This window comes from Pseudomonas sp. B21-015 (genome assembly GCF_024749285.1).
GTDB lineage: Bacteria > Pseudomonadota > Gammaproteobacteria > Pseudomonadales > Pseudomonadaceae > Aquipseudomonas.
In genome coordinates this window covers 2,890,323-2,914,845 of sequence record NZ_CP087196.1, presented here as the reverse complement: position 1 = coordinate 2,914,845, position 24,523 = coordinate 2,890,323, and the positions used below count along the sequence as shown (strand labels likewise).

The following is a 24,523-nucleotide window of genomic DNA, read 5'->3' as shown; positions in this document are numbered from 1 at the left end:
GATGCTTTCACTTGACGAGTCGCGTTTCCTTGGAAGGCCTGTAGCCGAAATACGAGCTGTAGCATTTGCTGAAATGACTGGGCGAAACAAAACCACAGGCAACCAGCACATCGACCTGAGATAGCTCTGTGTGCTGAAGGAGTCGACGCGCCTCGGTAATCCGCAATTCCATGTAGTAGCGTTGCGGTGTCGTGCCCAGTTGCTCCTTGAACAAACGCTCGAGTTGTCGCCTGGAACGGCCTGCGTATACGGCCAACTGCTCCAACTCCAAAGGCTCTTCGAGGTTGGCATCCATCAGTTTGACCACCTCGCGTAATGGCGCGCTCACACAGATATTTTCAGTCGGTTTGATGCGCCGGTAACGAGACTCCTCAAAAGCCAGGATGTCCTCAATACCCTCGACGAGGGCTTTATCGTGCAATTCCTTGATCCAGTCCAACGCCATATGGAATGCCCCAGAGGGACTGGAGGCAGTGAGCCGATCTCGATCAATGATATAGGGCTCACTGCTGACATGCGTCGCCTTGGAGATTTCCGCAAGCGCGGGGCGATGCTCGGGGTGAATGGCGCAACGATATCCATCCAGCACCCCAGCCCTGCCCAGGAACCACGCGCCATTCCATAACCCGGCCAGGCTGACACCCAGGTCTGCCGCCGCTCTCAACAGGTGGATGAACTCATCAGTCGCCTTCAGTTCTGTCCTGTAGCCGCCGCAAATGACCAGCAGATCCAGGTTTTGAATGGCTGAAGAATCGAGACGTGCGTCAGGCCGAATGACCAGGCCCAGATCGCTGATGACCTCCCCGTCATTCAAGCCGAACGTTCGGGAAGAGAACAGCCCGGGGCGTAGCAAATTCGCAGTGACAATGGTGTCCAGCGCCTGGGTGAAAGCGGGCAGCGAGAAATGCTCGAGCAACACAAAGCCTGCCCGTGTCATTCGCGCAGGCTCACCAGAGTTCTCATTCAGGTAGCGGAGATTTTTCCCCTTCATGCCTCCGCTGAATTGGCGTCGTTCGATCAATGTTTGACCCACTCGGTTACGTTAACCAACCTGTCGCTTGGTGCGTTGATAAAGCGTCATGCTAACCGCAGAAGTTCAAAAAGCCCTAGGGGGCGTTCTCAATTAGTTTCCCCGCCGCGCCGGGTCTGCTGTTGTGCAGGGCAAGGCGCGAGAAGATTGTTCCTGTCAGGCTTTCATTGCGGAACGTATCCCCTACTTTCAACCGTCCCTTCCCAAACAGTTGAGCCCAATCTTCACGCGTAGACGGATAGATGATCACGCCCGACATGAAGTCGTGCCCCCTGGGTTCGAACATCAACGCGGTTCGAACCCAGTCATGATCGCGAACGAAGATCTCACGTCGTTCGGCCATCGAAACCGACGGCAACAAAGGCCCGCCACCCGCCAAGACCACCCGCCCCCACCAGACCTGCCAGCACCACCATCGCCAAAGACATGAGGATGCATTGGTTCAACCCGACCAACAGCGTGGGTGCGGCCGTCGGCAGCTCGACTTTGAACAGAATGTCCCTTGGCGAAGCTCCGGACGCCTGGACTAACTCGAGCAGATCTTTGGGCAGTTGCTTGAAGGCAAGGGTCGTCAATCTGAACATCGGTGGAATGCCGTACACAATCGTCGCAATCATTGCTGGCACGCGCCCCAGGCTGAAGAGACTCACGGCGAGGGTCAGGTAAACCCAAGGCGGCACCGTCTGCATGATTCATTTGGTTATTTATTCAAAAAACGACGTAGTCGCTTATAGGAAAGAACAGGGTCGCTTCTGGAATGCTATTTCCTAGATCAATCCCTAATAAAGCTTATTACCAAGCGCACCTGTGTTCAGGCCGGTTGGCCGGGGACGACATCCCTGGGAACGGTTGCGACATCCCAGTGAGGCAATAGAGAGGCCTTCCAAAAAGCGCAAACCGTTGAGCCGCGTCGTAAAGGATGAAAATCGTGGGTTTCCTGACCTGAACACCGGCAAAAAATCTCGAACTCAATCCATACCGCTGTTATCCAATGTGTAGGTCAACGGAGGTAAATCGATATGAACAACGATGGCAGTGTTGACGACGTCAAACCAGGAATAACCACGAACGCCCCGTCCACCGATACGTCTGGTAAACCTGTCGATGTGGTCGAAAGAGATCTTGAGGACAGCGACAGTGACGCCGAAGGTGCAGATCCAGCCAATACGCCCGCTTCGACTCGAACCCAGGAGCAGGAGGCTGAGGAAATCCGTCGAAAAATAGCTGAGATAGAACGGAAGGTGGCGGATGGTAACTAGCAAGATCCTGGCAGCTACCTGGGGGCGGTTTTACAGTTGCCGCCCTTTCTCTTGACTGGATCGGGTATTGCCCCCCCAAAAACGCAGAGCTTTGAGCGCCAGCAGAATCGCGGTGATCAGTTCAAGTGAGCCGGTCAAATAGTGGAACCAGCCCGGATATCCCCAGCGCGCATAGTCGGTGGCGATCTGTCCGGAGACAAAGATCTTGCCTATGACGCCGATCAGAAAGAACGCCGCCAACACCAGGCCAGAAAGGCCTTCCAGGAAAATTCAGGCAGTTTCATAGCGAGTCCTTTTTGAGCTGTGTGCCGTGGAGGAAAGTGAAGACCGCGTTGTTGACGATGACTTCAATCTGGTCACCCGGCAGCGGTTGTGGGTCGAGACCGGCGAGCGCCTGCAGTTGGGCTTCCACATTGATGTCGCCTGATACACCGTTTTCGCGAGCAAGCCCGCTCCCACAGATTCCGCACCTTAACTGACTGGCATTGGACACTGTGCCAGACCTTTTTACCTTACGGAATTTCGGTTCAGGCGGCCTGCACCCGGATCAAAGAACCCCGGCCTTGATTGGCTCGAACCAGAACGGAGCACTGCAACTCTACAACTCCCGCGCCTGGTGCATTGATCGCCTTTTCTGCCTTCGCAGCCAGCGAAGTAAAAATCAGAATCAGGCCGGGGAAAAACGGATAGGCCTGCCCCTGATGCCAGTCAGTTAAGTGCAAGCCCGCTTCCACAGGTTCCGCACCTTGACTGACTGACATAGGCTGGCAAACAACTTGCTTAGGTCTTGTCAGGTTTTCGCCATCAACGACGATGGCTTCGCAAACATCACGGACAACGGCGTCCGCTCCCCTGCATATTGCGGCAGGTGAGCGTGCGCCGTTTTTGCTTTCACCCCGGCATAAAAGGAAATCCTCATGTCTGCTCAAGGAATGCTCCCCCCGGGTCATGCCATCGCTAATCTGCGCAGCGATGGCGGCAAGTCGCACCTGGCCGGCACAACATTCACCAAGGCATTGCTCGAACCTGGCATGGCCCTGCTCGAACGCAGCAAGCTCGGCTTCTGGCTACCGCTCGGATTGGCCCTGGGTGCCTGTGGTCTCGCGCTGGCCGAACAGCCCGCAAGCGCACTGGCCCTGATACCCGGCGCCCTCTACCTGGGCTGCGCCTGGCACCTGCGTGAGCGCCATCAACGCCATCTACAGACATTCTGGGACACTGAACTGGCACAGCTGCTACGCAACTCCCGGGATGCCGACCCGGCGACGTTACTGGTGGCCGCCAGCATGCAACTGCGCAACAACGAACGCCTGCGCAGCGAGGTACAGTTCGCCAGCCGTGCCCTGGAGCAGATGGCCCAGCAGGCCCGCGATCAGGGTGAAGAGCAGAGCCAACGAATCGCCATGATCGCTGCCGCCAGCGAGCAGATCGATCAGACCCTGCACAGCATCGATGCCTTGGCCCAAGGTGCGCTGGCGGCCTTTGCCAACGCCCATGCCCAGAGCGAAGCCGGTTGTCTGGAGGCGCGTTCAGTGGGTGGCAGCATGCTCACCATTCAGCACAGTCTGGGCAATACCGCGCAGGCCGTGGAAGCGTTGCTGCAACGCACGACCGCAGTGGAAAGCACCGTCAATAGCATCCAGGCACTGGCCAGGCAGACCCAGTTGCTGGCGCTCAACGCCTCCATCGAGGCTGCCCGCGCTGGCGAGCACGGCCGCGGTTTTGCCGTGGTCGCCGAGGAGGTCCGCAGCCTGGCCCAGGCCACCGACCGGGCCACCAACGAAATCACCACGGCCGCGACGGCGATCGCCGATGCCGTGCGCCAGGTGGATGGCGAGGTCAAAGAACACCGAGACCTGCTGAGAACCGGCAGCCAGCAGAGCGAGCACCTGGCCGCCAACCTCGACGACCTGGCTCGACAAAGCCAGTCCAATCTGCAACACCTCAGCGCCATGCAACAGGCGCTCAGCGAGCACCAGCAAGCCAATCATGCCCTCAGCGAACAGTTGCAACAGGTCAATGGGGCGGTGCAGCAGCAGAGCACGCAGACCCATGCGCTGCACGACCTGACCCGCTATCTCAACCAGCTCACTGTCGGAAACCGCCCATGAATCAACAACTCGCCACCGCACTCGAGGGTAGGCAACCCCGACGAATTCTTCTGCCACAGAGTGACATGGGGCTGAGGCAGGCTCTCTTGCTGGGCCTCGACCTGCTGCAAGGTCTGCAGCAACATCGCGGTCTCGGCGGACAGATCACCCGCGAGGCACAACAGCGGTGCCAGTCACTGGGTCAGGCGCTCGACCAACGCTGGAGAGAGTGGCCGTATTGCGCACAGTGCCAGGCCTGGAACGCGTTACGCCGTAATCCAGCGGATTTCGATGGCCATTGCCGGTTACTGCAAGACCTGCTCGGCGCCATCCAGCACCTCGAACTGCAGCGCTGCGCGCTCAATCTGCAGCCCCCGAGCATCGCCGAGCGCTGTTGGGAGCTGGAAGACCTGGGGCGGCTGCGCGGCCTGTCGGTGCGCGCCGCTGCCCATCAGAGTTGCCCATTGGAAATGCTGGTTCAATTGCAGTACCTGCACGAACGCTTGCTCAGGCATGCCCCCCGCTCGTTGCACAACGCTCTCGAACGGCTGCAACGCTGCCTGATCGGCACAACGACAGTGTCCATCGCCCCGGCGGAGTGCTACGCCCTCCTCACCCCCTTACTCGACGAACGCCTCGACGCGATCCGTCGGGATCTGGACTGAGGCTTATCTCCATTCGACTTCGCAACGGTGCAGAGGAGAGCCGTTTCAGTTCACCTCGCACCGGCCTTGCTTCAAAAAAAGACAAGAGGTATCTCACACCGTTGCTCAACGCCAGCTCACCTCAGAATCTGGCATCGAGGCCAGCGAGCATTGCCTCCCCTAACGCTATTTTCCCGCTGTCTTTCAACGCCTGACCGGCACCGCGGATGTCTCTCGCTTCCTTGTTCTGACCCAACTTGAATTTACCGACCAATCGAGTGATCTCGATCTCTACCCCAACGATCGCTTTAAGCATCGAGGCGATATAGTCCTTGGGCGCATCCGTCATTTTCCATGGTTCAGGCTGGGACGACTCGTGGGTTCGGGTCAGGAGCGCCACCAATCCACGAACGTAGCGTTCATCATCCCGGATGGTGATCCTCCCGTGCGCGTGCACCACCTTATAGTTCCAGGTCGGAACCTGCTTGTGGGCTTCGTGCTTGCTCGGATACCAGGTGGGCGAGATGTAAGCTTCAGCGCCACGAAAAACCACCAGCACTTCGTCCCCGTCCTTCACGTCTTGCCAGACCGGATTGGCTCGCGCTACGTGAGCATGGAGAACGCCGAACTGCCCTTCCGAAGCCTTCAACTCGAAAGGGATGTGGTTAGCATCCAGCCCGCTTTCGCCGTTGGTAAAAAGAATGCCAAGCGGGTTCTGAACCATCAGTTCATGAAGGGCTTCGGCCCGGGGCTCATCGAAATGGGCAGGTACGTACATATCAACTCCATCAATCGTCCAAGGGGTGGGGACATCGCAGAACAGCTAAGGAAACACTCGCCTTTTGCGAACGTCTCGGCAGTGGTGATGTGGCCTTCCTATAAATTGTGTTGGTTAACTGGCTCATGTTATAGAGCCAATATCCAACATAATTACTGAGCCAGAATTGATGGCACGAAAAGCGAACGTTGTTGAAATTCCATCGTTAGGCACGCTGGATCGAACCGCAGGTCAGTTAGGACGACAACTGGCTCAAGCGCTTCGGTCTGCGATCCGCAGGGGCGACGTCAAACCAGGTGAACCCCTGCCATCGACGCGCATTCTCGCCAAATCGCTGATGATTGCCCGAGGCACCGTTATCGAGGCCTTTGAGCAGTTGATCGCCGAGGGCTTCCTGGAATCCCGAGGTAGAGCGGGTACGCGGGTTGCCCGCTCTTTGGTAGACGCGGCGCCAACCAGCAAACCGGAAGACAGCCTGGCTGGAACAAGGTCGTGGACTCCCTCTGCGCGAATCGAAAGGTTCGCTCAGGTGGCCCGGCAATTTGGAGCGGCTCCCCAGATTCCGTTTTCAGTCTCCGTCCCGACTGGAAAAGCGGCGCCTGACGATATTTGGCGTCGCCTTGGCAATCGTATAAGGGCGCGCGGGCCCGGAGCTCCATCGGGGTACGGTGATCCACAGGGCGCTCTCGAGTTACGGGAAGCGGTAGCGGATTACGTACGCAAGTCACGATCTGTCCGGTGTGAAGCGAGCCAGGTCATCATCACATCCGGCACGCAACAAGGCCTGTACCTGGCGTGCCAGGTGCTGCTCGATGTTGGGGATTTTGCGTGGGTGGAGGATCCGGCCTACCGGGGTATCACCGGGATTCTGGAAAGCGCGGGCCATACGAATCAAATGATCCGCGTCCCTGTCGATTCCGAGGGCTTGAATGTTGAACGTGGAATAGAGCAATGCCCCCAGGCACGGGCAGCCTTCGTGACCTCTTCACACCAATATCCGCTCGGCATGCCGATGAGCATGGCCCGGCGCGAGGCCCTGTTGTCATGGGCCAGGGCCTGCGATGCCTGGATCGTCGAGGACGATTATGATGGTGAGTTGCGCTATGCGGGCCACCCTTTTCCATCCCTGCAGGGGCTGGACCCCGACCGCGTTATCTATTTGGGGACGTTCAGCAAAATACTGTTCCCGTCGTTACGACTCGGCTACGCAATCGTTCCGCCTTACCTGGTGCAAGCCTTCTGTGGTGCAAGGGTTCTGATGGATCGGCATCCCGCCAACGCCGATCAGCATGTTCTCGCGGCATTCATCGCAGAAGGACATCTGGATCGACACATCCGGCGAATCCGCGGCGTGTACGCGGACATCCACAGGCAAATAATCGAGGCGGTTGCGAGGCTGATTCCTCGCGAATTGGCATGGCTGGAACCGAGCGATCAGGGCATGCATTTGGTGCTTTGGCTGGCAGAGGGAATCGACGATCAGTGGGTCGCCACCAAAGCCTTCGAAGTTCACGTATCGGTACGTGCAGTGTCCCCAATGTATGCCGGTGGCCATGGTCGTTCGGGGCTGATTTTGGGCTTGGGTGGTTTCAGTGCCGAGGAGATCGAGTCCGTCACCAGACGCCTTGCGCATGTCATCGCGCTGGCTGCGCAGCCCCCTGCCGGATGATTTTGCGCCCTGTGCCCCGCAGCCCCGCCCGGCAAACAGGCGCCATCGGGCACCACACGGGTGCCGGTCAAGCGTTTCGCCGCTACAATGCGCACCTTGACCGTGACAAGCCAGACTAAAAAAACATGTCCCTACCCAAACATCACCTTGAACTGCTCAGCCCCGCCCGTGACGTGGCCATCGCTCGCGAGGCCATCCTGCATGGCGCCGACGCCGTGTACATCGGCGGCCCGAGCTTCGGCGCCCGGCACAACGCCTGTAACGAGGTGAGCGATATCGCCCAATTGGTGGAATTCGCCCGTCGCTATCACGCCCGGGTGTTCACCACCATCAACACAATCCTGCACGACAACGAGCTGGAGCCGGCGCGCAAGCTGATCCACCAGTTGTACGACGCCGGCGTCGATGCGCTGATCGTCCAGGATCTGGGCGTGATGGAGCTGGACATTCCGCCGATCGAGCTGCACGCCAGCACCCAGACCGACATCCGCACCCTGGCACGGGCGAAGTTCCTCGATCAGGCCGGCTTCTCGCAACTGGTGCTGGCCCGCGAGCTGAACCTCCAGGAGATCCGCGCCATTGCCGACGAGACCGATGCGGCCATCGAGTTCTTTATCCACGGCGCGCTGTGCGTGGCGTTCTCCGGCCAATGCAACATCTCCCATGCGCAGACCGGTCGCAGCGCCAACCGTGGCGATTGCTCCCAGGCTTGCCGCCTGCCGTACACCCTCAAGGACGAAAAAGGCGGTGTGATCGCCTACGAAAAACACCTGCTGTCGATGAAGGACAACAACCAGAGCGCCAACATCCGCGCCCTGGTGGAAGCCGGCGTACGCTCGTTCAAGATCGAGGGGCGCTACAAGGACATGGGCTATGTGAAGAACATCACCGCCTACTATCGCCAGCGCCTGGACGACGTCCTCGAAGACCGTCCGGACCTGGCCCGCGCTTCCAGCGGCCGCACCGCGCACTTCTTCGTGCCCGATCCGGAAAAGACCTTCCACCGCGGCAGCACCGACTACTTCGTCAGCGACCGCAAGATCGACATCGGCGCCTTCGACACACCCACCTTCACCGGCCTGCCCGTGGGCGTGGTGGAGAAAGTCGGCAAGCGCGACTTGCTGGTGGTCACCCACGAACCGCTGTCCAACGGCGACGGCCTCAATGTGCTGGTCAAACGCGAGGTGGTGGGCTGGCGCACCAACATCGCCGAGCCCAAGGGCGAGTTCATCGATGACGGTGAAAAGCGCTACCGCTACCGTGTCGAGCCCAACGAAATGCCGAAAGGGCTGCATCAGCTGCGGCCGAACCACCCGCTGAGCCGCAACCTCGACCACAACTGGCAACAGGCCCTGATCAAGACCTCCGCCGAGCGCCGGGTGGGTCTTGCCTGGGTCGCTCGCCTGCGCGAGGATCGCCTGGAACTGACCGCCACCAGCGAAGAAGGTGTCAGCGCCAGCGTCGCCCTGGACGGCCCATTCGGTCTGGCCAACAAGCCGGAACAGGCCCTGGAGCAACTGCACGACCTGCTCGGCCAACTGGGCACCACGCAGTACCACGCCACGGCTATCGAGCTGGATGCACCGCAGGCGTATTTCGTCCCCAACTCGCAGCTCAAGACCTTGCGCCGCGAAGTCATCGAAGCGCTGACCGCGGCCCGCATCCAAGCCCACCCTCGGGGTGGTCGCAAGGCCGAGACCGATCCGCCACCGGTGTATCCGGAGTCGCACCTGTCGTTCCTGGCCAACGTCTACAACCAGAAAGCCCGCGACTTCTATCACCGTCACGGTGTCAAGCTGATCGACGCGGCCTATGAGGCTCACGAGGAGACCGGCGAAGTGCCGGTGATGATCACCAAGCACTGCCTGCGCTTCTCCTTCAACCTCTGCCCCAAGCAGGCCAAGGGCGTCACCGGCGTACGCACCAAGGTCGCGCCGATGCAACTGGTGCACGGTGACGAGGTACTGACGCTGAAGTTCGACTGCAAGCCCTGCGAGATGCACGTGATCGGCAAGATGAAGGGGCACATCCTTGGCCTGCCACAACCGGGCAGCGCGGTGCAGCAAGTTGTCGGCCACATCAGCCCTGAAGACCTGCTCAAGACCATCCCTCGCGCGCCCCACTGAGTGACGGGCGAGCGCGCCGCTACGGCGTCGCGCTCGCTGCGCTCTCATGTCGGCTGAATGAGCGACACAAAAAAACGCCAAGCCGGATCGGCGTTGGCGTTTCTCGTAAAGACAACCATCCCGGAGCTGCGCAATACCTGCAGGCTAAGTCATATCGGGATGGATGTAAGAAAATGGCAGGGGCGGCTGGATTCGAACCAACGCATGGCAGGATCAAAACCTGCTGCCTTACCGCTTGGCGACGCCCCTGTATCTGTTGCGACGAGTGCCCGGCACTCTCTTTCTGATTGTGCAGCTTGCGAGCAATATCGAGCTGCTGCGTCCCTGCGCTGCAAGCCCTGTAAGGACCTCTGCAAGAACGCGCGGAAATTTATCAACTTTCGTTGCGTCTGGGAAGACCAAAAATAAACTAATTTGTTTTAAAACAGATATTTACTGTTGATCCAGGCTATTCGGGACATCCGGAGGGTGCCATGGCAGCTGTTACCGATACCCTGAAGTTGTTTCTCGCCGGCGACGTCATGACCGCCCGCGGCATCGACTCGGTACTGCCGCATCCTGGCGATCCACGGCTTTACGAAGCCTGCGTCAAGAATGCCGGCGATTACGTCCGGCTGGCAGAACGACTCAATGGCCCGATTCCGCGCCCAGTCGATTTCACCTACATCTGGGGCATTGCGCTGGATGAGTTCGAACTTCGCCAACCACACGCACGCATCATCAATCTGGAAACCGCGGTGTCCCGCCGCGGACGGCCGGAGCCAAAAGGCATCAATTACCGCATGAGCCCGGAGAACTTCCCGGCCATCAGCGCCGCCGGCATCGACTGCTGCGTGCTGGCCAACAACCATGTGCTGGACTGGGGGGCAGCCGGCCTGGCCGATACGCTGGATACCTTATCGAGCAACGGCATGCGCAGCGCCGGCGCCGGGCGCAACCGGCAATCCGCCGAAGCGCCCGCCGTGCTGCCGCAGCCTGGCGGGCGGCGCTTGCTGGTGTTTGGCCTCGGTGCACCCGACAGCGGCATTGCGCCGGACTGGGCCGCCACGGATAAGCGCGCGGGCGTCGCGCGGCTGGAAGATCTGTCGATGCAAAGCCTGCACCCTGTGGCCGAACGGATTCTCGCGGGCAAAAAACCGGGGGATCGGGTGGTCGCCTCCATTCACTGGGGTGGCAACTGGGGGTTCGATATCCCGCGCGAGCAAGTCCGGTTCGCCCATGCCTTGATCGACGAGGCCGGAGTTGACGTGGTGCACGGGCATTCCTCGCACCACGTCAAGGGCATCGAGGTGTACCGCGAACGCCTGATTCTCTATGGCTGCGGTGATCTGCTGAACGATTACGAAGGCATCGAGGGCCACTCAACCTATCGCGGCGACCTGGGGCTTCTGTACTTTGCCTCGTTGGCCCCGGACGGGCACCTGCAGACGCTGGAGCTGATACCCACCCGCCTCTGCCGCTTTCGCCTCTGTCGCGCCGAAGGGGATGACCGTCAATGGCTGCACGACACCCTTTCTCGCGAGTGCGCACGCTTGGGCAGCAGCCTCCGGCCGGGTGCGAAAAATGCCTTTGAGTTGCGTTGGTAGGTGCCTACCTTTGTGGCGAGCGAGCTTGCTCGCGTTGGGCAGCGTAGCGGCCCCAAAAATCTGATAACAATCACCGATTTTTGTGAGTGCTACGCACTCAAGCGGGAGCAAGCTCCCTCGCCACAGGTTTCTCACTGACTCAAGACTCTATTAAATGAGCAGCATCGGGGAACCTTCCCGGTTTTTTCATTTCTGCGTCGCTTTTGCATTTCTGTGCGACAGATCGCACTTCATGGACTCCCGTACCACTCCCTCTTGGTGTTAGTTTGGAAAAGTTTCTGACTAATCAATCAGATATTTCTTACCAACCACCTGCAAAGGAATGCCCCCAGCAATGGATTTCTCACTCAAGCACTTGGCCGCGACAACCCTGATGCTGGCCAGCCTTTCGTCGTTCACCACGTCAGCACATGCCAACATCACCCCGCAACAGAGCGCGACCATCCTCAAGACCTTCAGCGATGCATCGGTAACGGATTTCAGGCAGTTCCTGGGACGCCTGGCCAAGAGCGAGCTTGCCAAAACCGGCGACCTCGGCCCGGCAATCAGTGCTTTCCAGGGCAACAAGCCCCTTTCCCCTGAACAGCAAAACGAGATCCATCGCCTGCTCGGCCTCTATGCGCGGGTGAAGTACGGCGACGCTGCCACCGAGACCCTGCGCGAGCTGGTGGCCATCCCGACCTTCCGCGTGGACGGCGTGGCCCAGCACGACAATCCCGAATTCATCAAGATCGCCGACAAGCTCAAGGGCCTTGCCCAGGCCTTTAACCTGAACTTTCGCAACATCGACAATCGCGTCTATGAAATCTCCCTGGAAGGCAGTGGCGATGAAGTCGTGGGCATTCACGCCCATGCCGATGTGGTGCCCGTGACTCCAGAGAACTGGGTCCTGAAAGACGGCACCCGCCTCGATCCGTTCAAGGTTACCCAGGTCGGCGACCGTATGTATGGCCGAGGCACCGAGGATGACAAGAACGGCATCGTGGTTGCGCTCTACGCCATGAAGATCATCAAGGAAGAGAAGCTGCCGCTGGCTCGCCATTTCAAGCTGCTGGTAGACACCACCGAAGAAACCACCGGCGACGCCATCCCCTATTACTTCGAACACAACCCGACACCCAACTACAACCTGGCGCTGGATGGCGGCTACCCGGTGGTGATTGCCGAGAAAGGCTACGGCACCGTCATGGCGAACTTTGCCCGGCGTAACGGTCAGGGCAAGGGCGCCGAAATCACCTCAATGACCGGCGGCCTGGCAACCAATCAGATTCCGTCGACGTCGGTCGCTACCCTTGTGACTGACAAGCCCGCCGAATTGGCCGCCAGCCTGCAGAAGGCTGGCACCGATTATGCCAAGCGCAATGGCGGCGACTTCGACGTGACCGCCAAGGTCGTTGGCAAGGACGTCAAGCTCACGGTCACCGGCGTTTCTGCCCACTCCTCCGAGCCCGAGTCAGGCATCAACCCGGTGGCACGGATGCTGGGCTTCATCAACAGCCTCGACGGCAAGGTCGCGCTCAAGCACAACCACATGACCGACGCCGCCCGCTACGCCGTCGACAACTGGGGGTTGGACTACCTGGGGGGCAAGTTGGGGGTCGGTTTTTCCGATGCCTTCATGGGCCCGCTGACCACCTCCCTGACCTACGTCGGGATGGATGAAAAAGCCTTCAAGCTCGCGGTCAACCTGCGCGTGCCGAAGGGCAAGTCCCCGGAAGCGCTCAAGGCCGAAATCGCCAAGAAGCTGGGCGCCTGGAGCGAGAAGACTCACATTGCAGTGGCCTTCGACTACTCGATCGCCGAGCCGATGTACCGCAACCCTGAGGGTGAATGGGTCAAGGCGCTGTTGGCGGTGGCCAGCGAAAACCTTGGCATGGAGCACAAGTTCGGCACCTCGGCTGGCGCCACTTCGGTCCATGAGCTGCCCAACGGCGTGCAGTTCGGTTTGGCCAGGCCCGAGCTCAAGTACACCGGCCACAACGACAACGAGTTCAAGACCGTCGACCAGTTCCTGCTGGACCTGCAGATCGTGACCGAGATGATGGGTCGCATCGGGCAGTTGCCGACACTCTGATCCCCCTTCCGGACCCGCCATTCTGGCGGGTCCATCGTTTTGATCGTCTTGCCATGAACCGGCGGCTTTCGCATAACTGGCCTATTCTGAATCAGCCGACAAGGCGTAAAACCCTTCCGGCGTACCGGACTCTTACCGCAATGGAGGCTAAGCGATGAAGGAGCAATCGATTGAGTTCCGCCCTGGAGATGAGCACTTGGGTGAGGGACACTTTGAAGAGGGGCACTCTGCGCTCCTCGCCATGACCCACACCCCCCAATCTTCCACGACTAATAGCCGCATCGAGCTTTACACCCAGGAGTCGATGGTCAACTGGCTAGGCCCGTTTCAGCTCATGCGCACGGGCTTGCAATCGGCCGCGGCCACCACCATGGGTGCCTTCGCGGACCCACGCGATGTGCTGGCCATGCTCAACCCTCGGGACGCTAACCCGCCCATCCAGGTGGCTGCCGACGGTGACGTGTGGGTCGACTATCTGGCCGATACCGGCGATGGCTGGGACTCCACCTATTCCATGGCGCTGTGCGTCAGCCAGGATGTCAAGTTGCCGGAGCTCACGCTGCCGCGCGGCGACGTGCTGCTGCTCGGCGGCGATCAGGTCTACCCCACACCGGCCCAATCCGGCTATCGCACCCGCTTCCTCGATCCCTTCCGCGCTGCCTTTCCCGCGCCGGTCCCCAAGGTTCACCCGAATGAGCAGGACCAGCCCGTGCCGCAGCCAGGTGCACCGTGGATGGTGGCGACGCCCGGCAACCACGATTGGTATGACGGCCTGCGCGGTTTCTCTCAACTGTTTTGCGAGCAGAAGCCCATCGGCGGCTGGGAAACCCGTCAACACACCAGTTACTACGTGCTGCAACTGCCCAATGGCTGGTGGATCTGGGGCCTGGACCTGCAATTGGAGTCGATGATCGACCGACAGCAGAAGCAGTACTTCGAAGAGATGCGCGCCAAACTGCAGCCAGGCGACCGCGTGATCCTCTGCACACCGGAGCCGAGCTGGGTGGATGAGGCCGAACGACTCGCACGCGTGGGGCGCAAGACCCTGCCCTCGATCGAGACCCAGACCTTGCGCTTCAGCAGTCTGCGCGAGATCGAACAGCTCTTGGGTGACCACTTGGCGGTGGTCCTGGCCGGGGACTCGCACCACTACGCGCGCTACCAGCCAAAAGCCGGCAGCCAAGCACCGCAGCGCATCACCTGCGGAGGTGGTGGCGCCTTCCTGCATGGCACTCATCAACTTCCAGATCCGCCCGAACCGATCAGTGTCGGCGGAACGCCACAGCACTACGAGCTGGCGGCATCCTACCCGGACAAAAAGACCTCCGAACAGCTGCGTAATCGGGCATGGCGACTACCCACCCACAACCTCTCGTTCTGCGGCATGCTGGCCATCATGTACTTGCTGTTCGACTGGATGGTAGAAAGCGCCAGCAAGGTGCCCCACCCGGCGCGCGATAACCGCAGCCTGGTCGAGGTATTGTCTGGCCTCGAAGTATCTATTCCCAACCTGCGCGAGGTATGGCGACAGTTGGTCCTGGTCCTGGCACACAGTCCTTCTTCGGTGATGTTTGCCGTGACCATTGTGCTGGGCTGCGCAGTGCTCTCAGCCGCCGGGGTCAAACGTACCCGAAAGCTTGCCTATGGCATCGGGGCCGTTCACGGCTTGCTTCACCTGGGACTGGCGATCGGGCTGCTATGGCTCATGGGCCGTATCAACATCCACTACTTGCAGTTCGAGGTAGAAAACCTGTTCCAGGTCTTGTTGTTCCTGGTGGGGACGCTGGTGCTCGGCGGCAGTTTAGGAGGCCTGCTATTCGGTGCCTGGATGGTCATGGCCAACACTTTATGGGGGCTGCATAGTGAGGTGGTTTTTTCCTCGCAACGCATCGCCGACCACAAATGCTTCCTGCGCATGCACTTCAACGGAGACCAACTCACCCTTTACCCGCTCAAATTGGAGAAGGTCTGCCGGCGCTGGTCTGTGGCGTCGGGAGTTGCCAAACTGGCGAAGGTGCAGCGCACCTGGAGGTTGCGGGCAACGCCTGAAAGCACTGGCCCGCGCTTCGTGCCAACCTCGGGCGAACTTGAACTGCGGCTGATCGAGCCGCCCATCGTGATTCGGCGTGGAGGAACCAGCTCATAAGTTCGCCTGCCTCAACGAACAAGGGTTGGATTTGAATGACCCTGGCGGCATGCCATTGTCATTGCGCGATGCTGGCCGACCCGCCGCACACCCGAATCAAACCCGGCCGCCTGAGCTGACTCAAACTCAGCTCGACGCGCTGGCGGTTAAAGTCCGGGCGGCCTGTCCTTATTCACAATCGAAATATGCGGTGCCGCGCTTTCGCGTCCTCATCCCCTTTCCTCCTCCCACGTAGTCTGAAACTCCCACCCCGCGTGGGAGTTTCGGCCGATGCGCAATCCCCGGCGCTTATCCATAGTTGCGACCAAAGGTCAATGCCTTTACGTTTTAAACCGGAGCCGACGTTGACAGTAGACAAAACGGTGCTGACGACTGACGCCACCCAGAACTTCGCCGCCAACTTCAGCTCGGCGTTTGGCGCCGATGGCGCGGGTACGCTGACCTATGCACTGGGCGTGGTGGCCGGTGGCTCCGGGCTGACCGACACGGCCACCGGTGAGGCAGTCAACCTGTCGCTCAACGGCGCCGTAGTCGAAGGCCGCACGGCGACGACCAACCTGCTGGTGTTCACGGTCAGCGTCGCCGACTCCGCGCTTCACCTCTCGAGAGCCCTCTTCGATTTGTGTCTGCTTTCTATAGATCGTGACAATTCGCAGTCCGCCTACCTATTGATGAACATACCGAGATATGACGGTACCCAAAAACAGAAGAGCCGCAGCGCAACGTAGAGGCTCAAGGGGCAAGCTTTCTTCTCTCGATAGGGACTGACAAAACAATGCTTGTACGTGTCTCACCGTACGCGTTGATCCTCGCAATGACATTCTCAAGATCGGCCATTGACTTGGCATAGATCCTGATAAGGTAGGAGTCGTTACCTGTGATATGCAGGCACTCGACGACTTCGGGTATGTCATTGAGCGTCGCTATCAATTTGGATTTCGCCGGCTTGAGGGTGGTGATACCGACAACAGCAGATATGCCGAACCCTAGCTTGGTTGGATCTAACTGAGCGCTATAACCCTTGATGACCCCTGAGTCTTCGAGCTTTCGCAACCTATCAGTGGTGGCGGGAATAGAAAGACCAGCGTGCCTGGACAGCTCGGTGATGGAAATGCGACCACAGTCCTGCACTTTTCCCAAGATTTTTATGTCTATACGGTCCATGTACGTTCCCCCCAGCAAAAAAGTATAAATTTTAATGAAAAACATGAGTTTTTCATTAAAAAAATAATGCACCAAAATAAAGCGCGGTGCTAGTCTATTTACAGCTCGACAAGCCTAAGAAGAACCCAAGCAATCAATAGCCCTTAATCTCTAGCGTTACGCACTGCATAATAAAATATTTCTCTCCAGGAATCGTGTTCGCATGGAAGATGAAAAAATAAAGTGTGAAAAAAAACCCTACCCATCATTCGCCAAACATATTGGAACGCAAGTCCTAGCTCTTCGTAGATTCAAGTTGGATCAGTTCTTTATGTATCTGGCTGGAGTCACTCTTTTCTCAGTGGGTGCCAAGTTTTTCATTGTCAGTCAACTGGGAACTGATCCTTTAGATGTCCTGATCATCTCGATAGATAAAATACTCCTGCTCGGAATGGGCGTTTGTTCGGGTATTGTTTCTATATCCTTTCTGCTGTGGTGGATGCTCTGGAACAAAAAATATCCTCCGATAAGCCCATTTATTACAACCACGCTCACCGGTCTGCTGATTGACCTCTGGTCCGTGCTGGGGCTTGGAGAGTATTTGATTGTCAGAGTGAATGAATACACGATATTGGCGACAGGGTTGATCTTGTGTGCTTATTCATCGGCACTGATTATCATGAGTGGTATTGGTATCAGAATCATGGACCTTGTAGTGCTGACCATGGTTTCCAAATGGGATTGGTCATTCACCAAAGCCAAAATGATAATTGAAATTGGTATCTTTTCGACCGGGTGGCTTTTAGGAGGGCCGTTCGGGGTGGGAACCATTGCATTCTTGTTGGTTATAGGTCCTCTTATACAGCCATTCATGAATATGAATGCCAGGCGCTTTTCACTTAAGAATTATGGATTGAACAGCGCTTCTTCTGCCTAGCAACAACTACGAAAGGAACCGCTGCCACTGTGCTGCAGGATTTTTTCGCCTCGACTATTTTGACCGATGAGATGTTGACAGTAACTTCCGTGATGAGGAGTGAGAGATGGACAATACAAAAAATAAAAACTGGACCTTACAAAGCATGCCCGCGAAGCTGGAAGAAATACTCCCGGACGGCAATGTAAAGTGCCACCTTTCCCCCCGAAACTGCGTCATACAGGAAGGCAAGGTAGGTTTTTGCAAGGTGCGTGGGAACAGAGGCGGTCGGTTAGTTACATTGAATTATGGCAAAGGCGTTCACAGCACCGAAGAAACTATTGAAACCGAGGCTGTGTTCCACTTTGCTCCCGGTGAACGAATCCTTTCCTTAGGAAATATCGGCTGCATGCTCAACTGCGGCTACTGTCACAACTGGAAGACCTCTCAGGCCAAGTATGTAACAGACAAAGATGTTTACTACTACACACCTGAGCAAGTTGTGGAAACTGCGCTGAAGCATGGTATACGCGTCATTTCCTGGACTTATAACGACCCAGTTGTCTGGCATGAATTTATCCTCGACACGGCAAAGCTGGCAAAGGAAGCGGGCTTAATCAATTTATATAAATCGGCATTTTTCATCAGCGAAGAAGCCATTGACGAACTATTGCCGGTCATTGATATATTCTCAATTTCACTAAAATCCATTTCCCCTGAATACTACCGAAAAGTCACAACTGGCTGGGTAGAGCCCGTTCTGGCGGGCATCAAGAAAGTATACGATGCTGGCAAATATGTTGAAGTCAGTACCTTGATGGTTACCGACATCAGTGACGATGAGGATACCGCCAGGAAAATTAGCCAGTGGGTACTGGATGAACTGGGCCCGAATGTACCGCTCCACTTTGTAAGGTTTCACCCCGATTATAAAATGAGCAATAGCATCAGAACCCCTGTGGATAGACTCCTGAAAGCTCGGGACATCGCTCGAAGCATGGGGGTTGAGCATGTTTATCTGGGTAACGTGAACGATGTCGAGGGCACCAATACAAGCTGCAACAATTGTAACGCCCTACTCGTTACCCGCTACGGTTTGAACGCTGAAATAATCGGATTGGATAACAACGGTTGCTGCACTCGGTGCGGGCACGATGCACATTTCAAACTACTTGGCGAACACAAAGCGACCAACCCTGTTGAACTGCGAGAGGATGCGCTGACCTCTTACGAAAAGCGAAAGTTCGAGTGGCATGGGGACATCGTGTCGCTGCACGCCCAAGTGCTGAATACCGAAGACTTTGAGCAGACCGTCTACCTGCGGCGCAACTATACCGACGGACTCAACAGTGATTGGAAATCACTGACATTGCGGCCGTATGAAAGCTATCGATTCATTATCGCCAAGGCACGAATTGATGAATCAGGCCCTGAGGTCTGGCTTCCCAAGGGGGTGAACTCAAATCTTCATGAAGTATTCGACAGGGCTCACTTCCCAACCGAGTCGATTGAAGAGATTGGCATTTCGCAAAATGACATCACCCCGACAATTGGTTATGAGGGCAAGCAGAACATGTATGAACAGGTTATCAAACTGGTCAGCAAGTCATGAATGTGTCTACTGAAATACTGCACATCAGGGTCGATGACCGAGAGGCCCATCCATCAGTGACGCCAATTTATCAGTGCAGCGCGTTTAGCGCTGACTCGGCGTTCTTCTACTCGAGAAAAGCCAACCCCAATGTGACTGAGCTGGAACAGGTTGTCGCATCCCTGGAAGGCAGTGAATACGCCTTGGCCTACAGCACCGGAATGAGTGCCATCTACATGGTTTTGGAGTTGCTGAAACCTGGTGCGTCATTGGTGATCAACAAATATATCTATGGCTGCTCTTATAAACTGTTTCAGCGTTATGCCGCACGTATCGGTGCGGAGCTGACGATTCTGGATCTCACCACGGAAAGTGGATTGAAGGCGTTGCCACCGAATGTGGACATGGTTATTTTCGAAACGCCGACCAATCCCTTCCTGAAAGATATCGATATTCATGCGGTCAGCAGAGCGGTTAAGCAAAACAACCCACAGGCCCTGGTAGTCGTTGATAACACATGGGCCACTCCGATATTTCAAAAGCCTCTAAACTTTGGCTCCGATATTTCTCTGTACAGTGCAACGAAGTATTTCTCCGGGCACAGCGATGTCATGGGCGGACTGGTTCTTGTCAACAGTGAAACTATTTATAAGCGTCTCCTCGAAGGTCGCTTTTATTCAGGCTCAATATTAGCCCCTCACAGCGCGTGGCTGCTTCGCAGAAGCATGCAGACGTTTAATCTGCGCATGGAGAGACACAGCAGCACAACCTCCAGCATGCTCAACTACCTGCGGGAACTGCCCTTTATTGAGCATGTTTATTATCCGCAAGTCGATGGCAAACAATTGACAGGTTATGGTGGCATTGTGTTTGTTGATATTCGGCCAGATCTGGTTCCCTTCTACAAGACCTTCACCAGCGCCCTCAAATGGTTTGGAACGGGCACGGGAATGGCCTGTGTTACGTCGATGGTTGCGCAACCCTTTAGTGGAAGCCATGCCTCGATGACCGAGCAGGAAAAAGCGGATATGGGGATTGAAAAGGGATTGGTTCGATTATGTTTTGGTTTAGAGGCCCTTGAGGATCTTAAAGAGGATCTGCTTCAAGCCTTCGAAGCCATGGAAAATATGGTTGATCAATAAGGCGCTCTTAAACCTGTGTAGCGGATGTTAATCATAAACAGCGAGCCTTCAACGGCTCGTTGTTTTTCAGGGAGAAGCGAGTGTGTCCAGTGCATTCGAAAAAACAATATTCGAAGACCCTACTCTGAACGTTATCCATCTTCTAAACTCGATTTCCAATGAGAATCCAGAGGCTATTTCTCTGGCTTCCGGTCGACCTGATGACGAGCAATGCGACCCATCCCTCATCGATAAGGGGCTGGCCAGCTACATACGATACGTCGCCGATACCGAACAATCAGTTGCAACATTACTTTGCCAATATGGAAAAACCGCCGGAATTATCAATGAGATAATTGCCGAACACTTGCAGAGGGATGAAGGGATAAAGATTTTGAACCCTGAAAGCATTGTCGTGTGCATGGGGTTTCAAGAAGCCGCCACCTTGACATTGTTATCCATCTTTGAAGAAGGTGGTATTTTATTAGTGCCAGACCCTGTATTTTCCGGGATCACGGGTATTGCGAAATTATTAAAAATAAAAATTGTACCTGTTCCCATGAACACCTTTCTCGATCCATCTGCCCTGCGCAAGGTAGTTGAAGATCTTGAGGCCAGGGGAGAAAATATAAAAGCGCTGTACGCGATTTCAGATTTTAGTAACCCTACTGGTGACAGCCTTTCCTATGAAGACAGGAAGGCGTTGCTCGCCTTGGCCAATGAAAAGAATTTTTTTATCCTGGAGGACAATGCCTACAGCTACTTCAGGTACGAGGGAGATAAAATTCCTTCAATGAAGTCGATCGACAGCCGTCGAGTCTTTCTTCTTGGCTCTTTTTCAAAGTCGATTTTTCCGGGATTACGCATGGGCTATCTAGTCGCTCCGGAGGGCGCTGGGGTGATGTCCTTTAGCAGCAGATTGTGTAAAGCCAAAAGCTTGATCACGGTCAATACACCTGCCCTGTGTCAAGCGGTTGTCGGAGGCTTGCTGATAAAGAACAATTATTCTTTGAAAGCGCTGAACCAGCCAAGGGTGCTGTCTTACACGAAGAAACGAAACTGTATGATTGACTGCCTTGAACGCGAATTCCCGCTCAAGGCTGATTCTCGAAAAAATGTCACCTGGAACCATCCGGCAGGAGGCTTTTTCATTAATGTCCAGCTGCCTTTCAGCTTTGAGTATTTTGAAATGTGCGAGTGCGCCAAACATTTCAAGGTTATCGTATTCCCCACTTCCTTGTTTTCACTGACGAATGAGGCTGTTACTCAGGTCAGGTTGTCGTTTAGTAATGCGACAGAATCAGAAATCAAACAAGCGATAGGCCGCCTCAGGGCATACATTGAATTTAGAATGCAGTAAAACATCCCCATGGGGCCGTAGGGAACTGATGCCAAGGCTTATTCATCAGTCAATGAGAGATAAGCCTTGTATTACTTGCGGCTTAGGCTCCTGTGGCGAGTATAACGCCAGTGGCTACCTGGTAGGTACCCAGAATGGTTATGGTTGCCCCGGAAAAATAGTTGATCAACTTAATCTTTGATTGGGCAATCCGAGCCTTGAACATGGAGGAGAATCCGCTCAACCCCAACCACCAGACAGCCGAGCCCAGGAATATACCTGTCACCATGGGCAGCACTGAGTGCTGACTGCTTTGATCGCTGACCATGCCGTCACTCAGGGCGGCAAATATCGCGATAAACGATAAGATGGTCATGGGGTTCGACAGCGTCAAAAACAATGTGGTCGAGTAGGCTTTGAACATGTTGGCTCGTTCACCCGCCAAGGCTGTCGTGCTCCCCTTCGATCTTATTGTTTGATAACCAATGTACGCGAGGAATATCCCTCCCAAAATACACAACCATGGCTTAAAGCTAATGAGTGTCGCTATGATAGCTGTGATTCCCAGCGCACCGACAAACCCATAGATCGAATCGGCTGTTGCCGCCCCCAATCCCGTCGCGAAGCCTGCTCTCCATCCGAGCATAAGACTCCTCTGTATGCACAACAGCCCAATGGGTCCTACAGGGGCCGCAATACAAAGCCCAATGACCATTGACTTAACGAAAATCAACATAGATGCACCTCCGAAATGGATACTGGAAGATTAGGGGAAGTGCATTTTTTTATAAATTAATTATTAATTTTCACACAAGCATTTCCGATAAATTTGCATGAAGTATTCTTGTTTTCCCTTCATTATTAAGGCGCGGCGGTGCCCTGGCCTTCGGGCAAAACCGGCCAACGCAACCTGTTCGTCTAGCCTGCCACTCATGGTTGCTTGAACGTTATCCGCGAATGAAACACCCCATCGGATGCACCTAGCCTTTGGGGTGCCATTCATCAAGCCATCAAGAGCGCCCTATGGAACCTGTGACCGGCAGATTTCCCAGCAGTTTGAGCCCGGTACTCTTCACGAAAGTGTCATAGTCCATCGGTCTCTCGATACGGGTTTCAGCGTTGGGCAGTACATAGGCCCAGGCACGCTTGGACGATGCGTCGTAAACCAGCTTGAACAGACGGGTCGGCACCCAGACCTTGTTGTCGCCGATGGTGGCGTGGCCTGAGTCAAAGAGCGGGCCGGTAAAGACAAAAACATTGCCATCGGCTCGCTTGGCAAACTTTCTGACATCCGACTCAACCTTACTCCAGATCTTCCGGTTGTTGGTTGGGTCTTGCGGCACCATGTTCGACAGCGCAAAGGATTGGGCCATTGCATTGGGGTTTGGTGCATCGGCCGCCGGGGATTGATGACCACGGTCCACGGCCGGATGTTGGCTACGGTAGTCGCTCAACTCTGCCCGTCCACTCTTTGGGATGCGTGGGTCCGGGTAGAACTGGTTGGTGCGCTCCTCCCCTTTGGCATCCTGCAACTGGGCCGCATTAAGGCGTTCGACCACTACCAGCGGCGTCTTGCTGGTTTGCGAGTACAGCACCGCGAAGTTGTCGGAACACAGGGCCAAGGGTTTCATTGTGGCAGGCACAGTGGCCGTGTTGATCGGTTTCGCTGCAGGGAACAGTTCTGCGCAGCCGTCAAACGATGCCTGTTTCTGTTTGTTTGAATAGAGTTCCAGAGCCGCGTTCTGGCTGATCGAGCCCGAGTGGGACGCTTGTTGCTGATGCTGGGTGGGGGGCTTGATGAAATCCAGCAGACTGCGGGCTTCTGCCCCGGTCGAGAGCAAAACAAGGGCCGATAGCCCAACTGCAATTTTGCGTAGGTGCATGCTTTTAATCTTCGAATTGGATTGAGGGGTAAACATACGGTGAGCCCCGATTCACGGAGCTCGGAACTCGGAGCCGGGTGGCGGCGCTTGCTGATTAGATTGCGGGGAGCATGCTGTCACTGTCCTTAATCAAAATGCCGATGCGGATCCGGTCGGCTCCGAGCAGTACGACCGCTGACGGTCGTGCGGGATTTATTGACCATTACAAGTCACATTAGTGCTGCGGCCTAAGCGGGTTCGTTAACTGGTGCGAAACGTTGTGCGTACTCCTTTGGACTCACCTCCATGCGTCGCACGAAGGCTTTTCTGAGCACGTCGACACTGTGGTAGCCGCATCGGCGCGCTACCTCCTCCATCGACCGCCTTCCCAGCTCTATTTGCCGACAGGCCGCTTCGACCCGGACGTCCTCGACGTACTTGGCAGGCGTTGTCTTGAATTCCCTCTGAAACATGCGAATCAAGGTCCTCACACTGGTGGCGAGCCTGTCTGCAAGTATCTCGACCGTCAGCTCCGAATGTAGATGTTCACTGATCCAGACGCATAACTCATCCAGGTTCGAACCTGTCGCATGCTGCGACTGGAGTGCGACGCTGAACTGTGCCTGACCGCCTGGGCGTCGCAGAAACAGAACCAGATTTTTCGCGATCTCCAAGGCGGTGTCGTCACCCAGGTCTTCGCTGACCAATGCGAGCGCAAGATCGATTCCCGCCGATATGCCTGCCGAGGTGTACAGGTTGCCGTCCTTGACCCAAATCGGGTTGGGATCCACCTGCACGTTGGGATAGCGCTCGGCCAGGCTGCGTGCCATCCGCCAGTGGGTCGTTGCCTTTCGACCATCCAAAAGTCCTGATTCGGCCAAGGCGAAGGCCCCGACACAGATCGAGCACACACGCCTGACATTGCTGGCACGCGTGCGGCTCCACTCGATGGCCGTCTGATCCAGCTGATCCATGGCTTTCCAGCCCGACGTCACGATCAACGTGTCGATGGCCTTGTTTTCAAGACGCTCCTGTTCAAGCGTCTTGTGCGCCATGAGTGCGATGCCGGTGCTGCCAGCAGCCTCTTCCAGACTTCTTCTACTCCGCACCCCAGAGGCCCGACAACTCCGACGCCCGTGACTACGATTC

Annotated in this window: 20 protein-coding genes, 1 tRNA gene and 4 pseudogenes; 13 read left to right on the top strand and 12 right to left on the bottom strand. The window is 56.4% G+C overall.

Annotated elements, in window-relative coordinates:
- Positions 1–7: 7 nt before the first annotated feature.
- The 3 genes and pseudogenes from LOY38_RS12900 to LOY38_RS12890 form a co-directional block, all read right to left on the bottom strand.
- Positions 8–1,021, bottom strand: a complete 1,014-nt coding sequence (locus tag LOY38_RS12900; RefSeq protein WP_258700339.1) for a GlxA family transcriptional regulator — start codon at positions 1,019–1,021, stop codon at positions 8–10.
- A gap of 229 nt (positions 1,022–1,250) precedes the next feature.
- Positions 1,251–1,373, bottom strand: a pseudogene (locus LOY38_RS12895) (proline racemase family protein); the annotation flags it as partial.
- Positions 1,374–1,404: 31 nt separating this feature from the next.
- Positions 1,405–1,722 (bottom strand): annotated as a pseudogene (locus LOY38_RS12890) (ABC transporter permease subunit); the annotation flags it as partial.
- 327 nt (positions 1,723–2,049) lie between these two features.
- On the opposite strand from LOY38_RS12890, the gene LOY38_RS12885 reads away from it, so the two are divergent.
- Positions 2,050–2,289, top strand: coding sequence for a hypothetical protein (locus tag LOY38_RS12885; RefSeq protein ID WP_258700338.1), 240 nt, complete (start codon positions 2,050–2,052; stop codon positions 2,287–2,289).
- A gap of 30 nt (positions 2,290–2,319) precedes the next feature.
- Here LOY38_RS12885 and LOY38_RS12880 read toward each other — a convergent pair whose 3' ends face one another.
- From LOY38_RS12880 to LOY38_RS12870, 3 genes are all read right to left on the bottom strand, one after another.
- Positions 2,320–2,532: a DoxX family protein gene (locus LOY38_RS12880; protein ID WP_258700337.1), complete on the bottom strand. Its 213-nt coding sequence runs from the start codon at positions 2,530–2,532 to the stop codon at positions 2,320–2,322.
- A gap of 37 nt (positions 2,533–2,569) precedes the next feature.
- Positions 2,570–2,701: a hypothetical protein gene (locus LOY38_RS12875; protein ID WP_258700336.1), complete on the bottom strand. Its 132-nt coding sequence runs from the start codon at positions 2,699–2,701 to the stop codon at positions 2,570–2,572.
- A 115-nt stretch (positions 2,702–2,816) separates the two neighbouring features.
- Complete coding sequence (locus LOY38_RS12870) at positions 2,817–3,218, bottom strand: hypothetical protein (RefSeq protein ID WP_258700335.1); 402 nt, start codon at positions 3,216–3,218, stop codon at positions 2,817–2,819.
- Between LOY38_RS12870 and LOY38_RS12865 the strand changes: the two genes are divergently transcribed.
- Both LOY38_RS12865 and LOY38_RS12860 read left to right on the top strand, forming a co-directional pair.
- Positions 3,207–4,400, top strand: a complete 1,194-nt coding sequence (locus tag LOY38_RS12865; RefSeq protein ID WP_258700334.1) for a methyl-accepting chemotaxis protein — start codon at positions 3,207–3,209, stop codon at positions 4,398–4,400. The two genes, LOY38_RS12870 and LOY38_RS12865, sit on opposite strands and share 12 nt — an antisense overlap.
- Entirely contained in the window at positions 4,397–5,044 is a 648-nt protein-coding gene (locus LOY38_RS12860; RefSeq protein ID WP_258700333.1) for a hypothetical protein, read from the top strand. The genes LOY38_RS12865 and LOY38_RS12860 overlap by 4 nt, the downstream gene beginning before the upstream one ends.
- 121 nt (positions 5,045–5,165) lie before the next feature.
- Here the strand turns inward: LOY38_RS12860 and LOY38_RS12855 are convergent, their stop codons facing one another.
- On the bottom strand, positions 5,166–5,801 hold the full coding sequence (locus LOY38_RS12855; protein ID WP_258700332.1) for an FMN-binding negative transcriptional regulator: 636 nt from the start codon (positions 5,799–5,801) through the stop codon (positions 5,166–5,168).
- Between the two features lie 169 nt (positions 5,802–5,970).
- On the opposite strand from LOY38_RS12855, the gene LOY38_RS12850 reads away from it, so the two are divergent.
- Positions 5,971–7,470 carry a PLP-dependent aminotransferase family protein gene (locus LOY38_RS12850; protein ID WP_258700331.1) on the top strand — a complete coding sequence of 500 codons (1,500 nt, stop codon included), beginning with the start codon at positions 5,971–5,973 and terminating at the stop codon, positions 7,468–7,470.
- Between the two features lie 125 nt (positions 7,471–7,595).
- Positions 7,596–9,596 carry a U32 family peptidase gene (locus LOY38_RS12845; RefSeq protein WP_258700330.1) on the top strand — a complete coding sequence of 667 codons (2,001 nt, stop codon included), beginning with the start codon at positions 7,596–7,598 and terminating at the stop codon, positions 9,594–9,596.
- A 174-nt stretch (positions 9,597–9,770) separates the two neighbouring features.
- Here LOY38_RS12845 and LOY38_RS12840 read toward each other — a convergent pair.
- Positions 9,771–9,845: transfer RNA gene (locus tag LOY38_RS12840), tRNA-Gln, on the bottom strand.
- Positions 9,846–10,069: 224 nt separating this feature from the next.
- On the opposite strand from LOY38_RS12840, the gene LOY38_RS12835 reads away from it, so the two are divergent.
- The 4 genes and pseudogenes from LOY38_RS12835 to LOY38_RS30190 form a co-directional block, all read left to right on the top strand.
- Positions 10,070–11,182, top strand: a complete 1,113-nt coding sequence (locus tag LOY38_RS12835) for a CapA family protein (RefSeq protein WP_258700329.1) — start codon at positions 10,070–10,072, stop codon at positions 11,180–11,182.
- A gap of 334 nt (positions 11,183–11,516) precedes the next feature.
- Entirely contained in the window at positions 11,517–13,256 is a 1,740-nt protein-coding gene (locus tag LOY38_RS12830) for a dipeptidase (protein WP_258700328.1), read from the top strand.
- A 154-nt stretch (positions 13,257–13,410) separates the two neighbouring features.
- A complete protein-coding gene (locus tag LOY38_RS12825) occupies positions 13,411–15,402 on the top strand; it encodes a metallophosphoesterase (RefSeq protein WP_258700327.1) in 1,992 nt (663 codons plus the stop codon).
- 290 nt (positions 15,403–15,692) lie between these two features.
- A pseudogene (locus tag LOY38_RS30190) lies at positions 15,693–15,986 on the top strand (DUF5801 repeats-in-toxin domain-containing protein); the annotation flags it as partial.
- A 148-nt stretch (positions 15,987–16,134) separates the two neighbouring features.
- Here LOY38_RS30190 and LOY38_RS12815 read toward each other — a convergent pair.
- On the bottom strand, positions 16,135–16,566 hold the full coding sequence (locus LOY38_RS12815) for an Lrp/AsnC family transcriptional regulator (protein WP_309475880.1): 432 nt from the start codon (positions 16,564–16,566) through the stop codon (positions 16,135–16,137).
- A gap of 202 nt (positions 16,567–16,768) precedes the next feature.
- Between LOY38_RS12815 and LOY38_RS12810 the strand changes: the two genes are divergently transcribed.
- From LOY38_RS12810 to LOY38_RS12795, 4 genes are all read left to right on the top strand, one after another.
- Positions 16,769–17,482: a YitT family protein gene (locus LOY38_RS12810; RefSeq protein WP_258700324.1), complete on the top strand. Its 714-nt coding sequence runs from the start codon at positions 16,769–16,771 to the stop codon at positions 17,480–17,482.
- Positions 17,483–17,588: 106 nt separating this feature from the next.
- Entirely contained in the window at positions 17,589–19,073 is a 1,485-nt protein-coding gene (gene amrS, locus LOY38_RS12805; RefSeq protein ID WP_258700323.1) for an AmmeMemoRadiSam system radical SAM enzyme, read from the top strand.
- Positions 19,070–20,194: a PLP-dependent aspartate aminotransferase family protein gene (locus LOY38_RS12800; protein WP_258700322.1), complete on the top strand. Its 1,125-nt coding sequence runs from the start codon at positions 19,070–19,072 to the stop codon at positions 20,192–20,194. The genes amrS and LOY38_RS12800 overlap by 4 nt, the downstream gene beginning before the upstream one ends.
- 82 nt (positions 20,195–20,276) lie before the next feature.
- A complete protein-coding gene (locus LOY38_RS12795) occupies positions 20,277–21,533 on the top strand; it encodes a PLP-dependent aminotransferase family protein (RefSeq protein WP_258700321.1) in 1,257 nt (418 codons plus the stop codon).
- Between the two features lie 82 nt (positions 21,534–21,615).
- Here LOY38_RS12795 and LOY38_RS12790 read toward each other — a convergent pair whose 3' ends face one another.
- The 3 genes and pseudogenes from LOY38_RS12790 to LOY38_RS12780 all read right to left on the bottom strand — a co-directional run.
- Entirely contained in the window at positions 21,616–22,248 is a 633-nt protein-coding gene (locus LOY38_RS12790) for a LysE family transporter (RefSeq protein ID WP_309475874.1), read from the bottom strand.
- Between the two features lie 274 nt (positions 22,249–22,522).
- Positions 22,523–23,395 (bottom strand): DNA/RNA non-specific endonuclease, encoded by an 873-nt coding sequence (locus tag LOY38_RS12785; protein ID WP_258700320.1) that lies wholly within the window; start codon positions 23,393–23,395, stop codon positions 22,523–22,525.
- A gap of 227 nt (positions 23,396–23,622) precedes the next feature.
- Positions 23,623–24,462: pseudogene (locus LOY38_RS12780) on the bottom strand (GlxA family transcriptional regulator); the annotation flags it as partial.
- Positions 24,463–24,523: the final 61 nt, after the last annotated feature.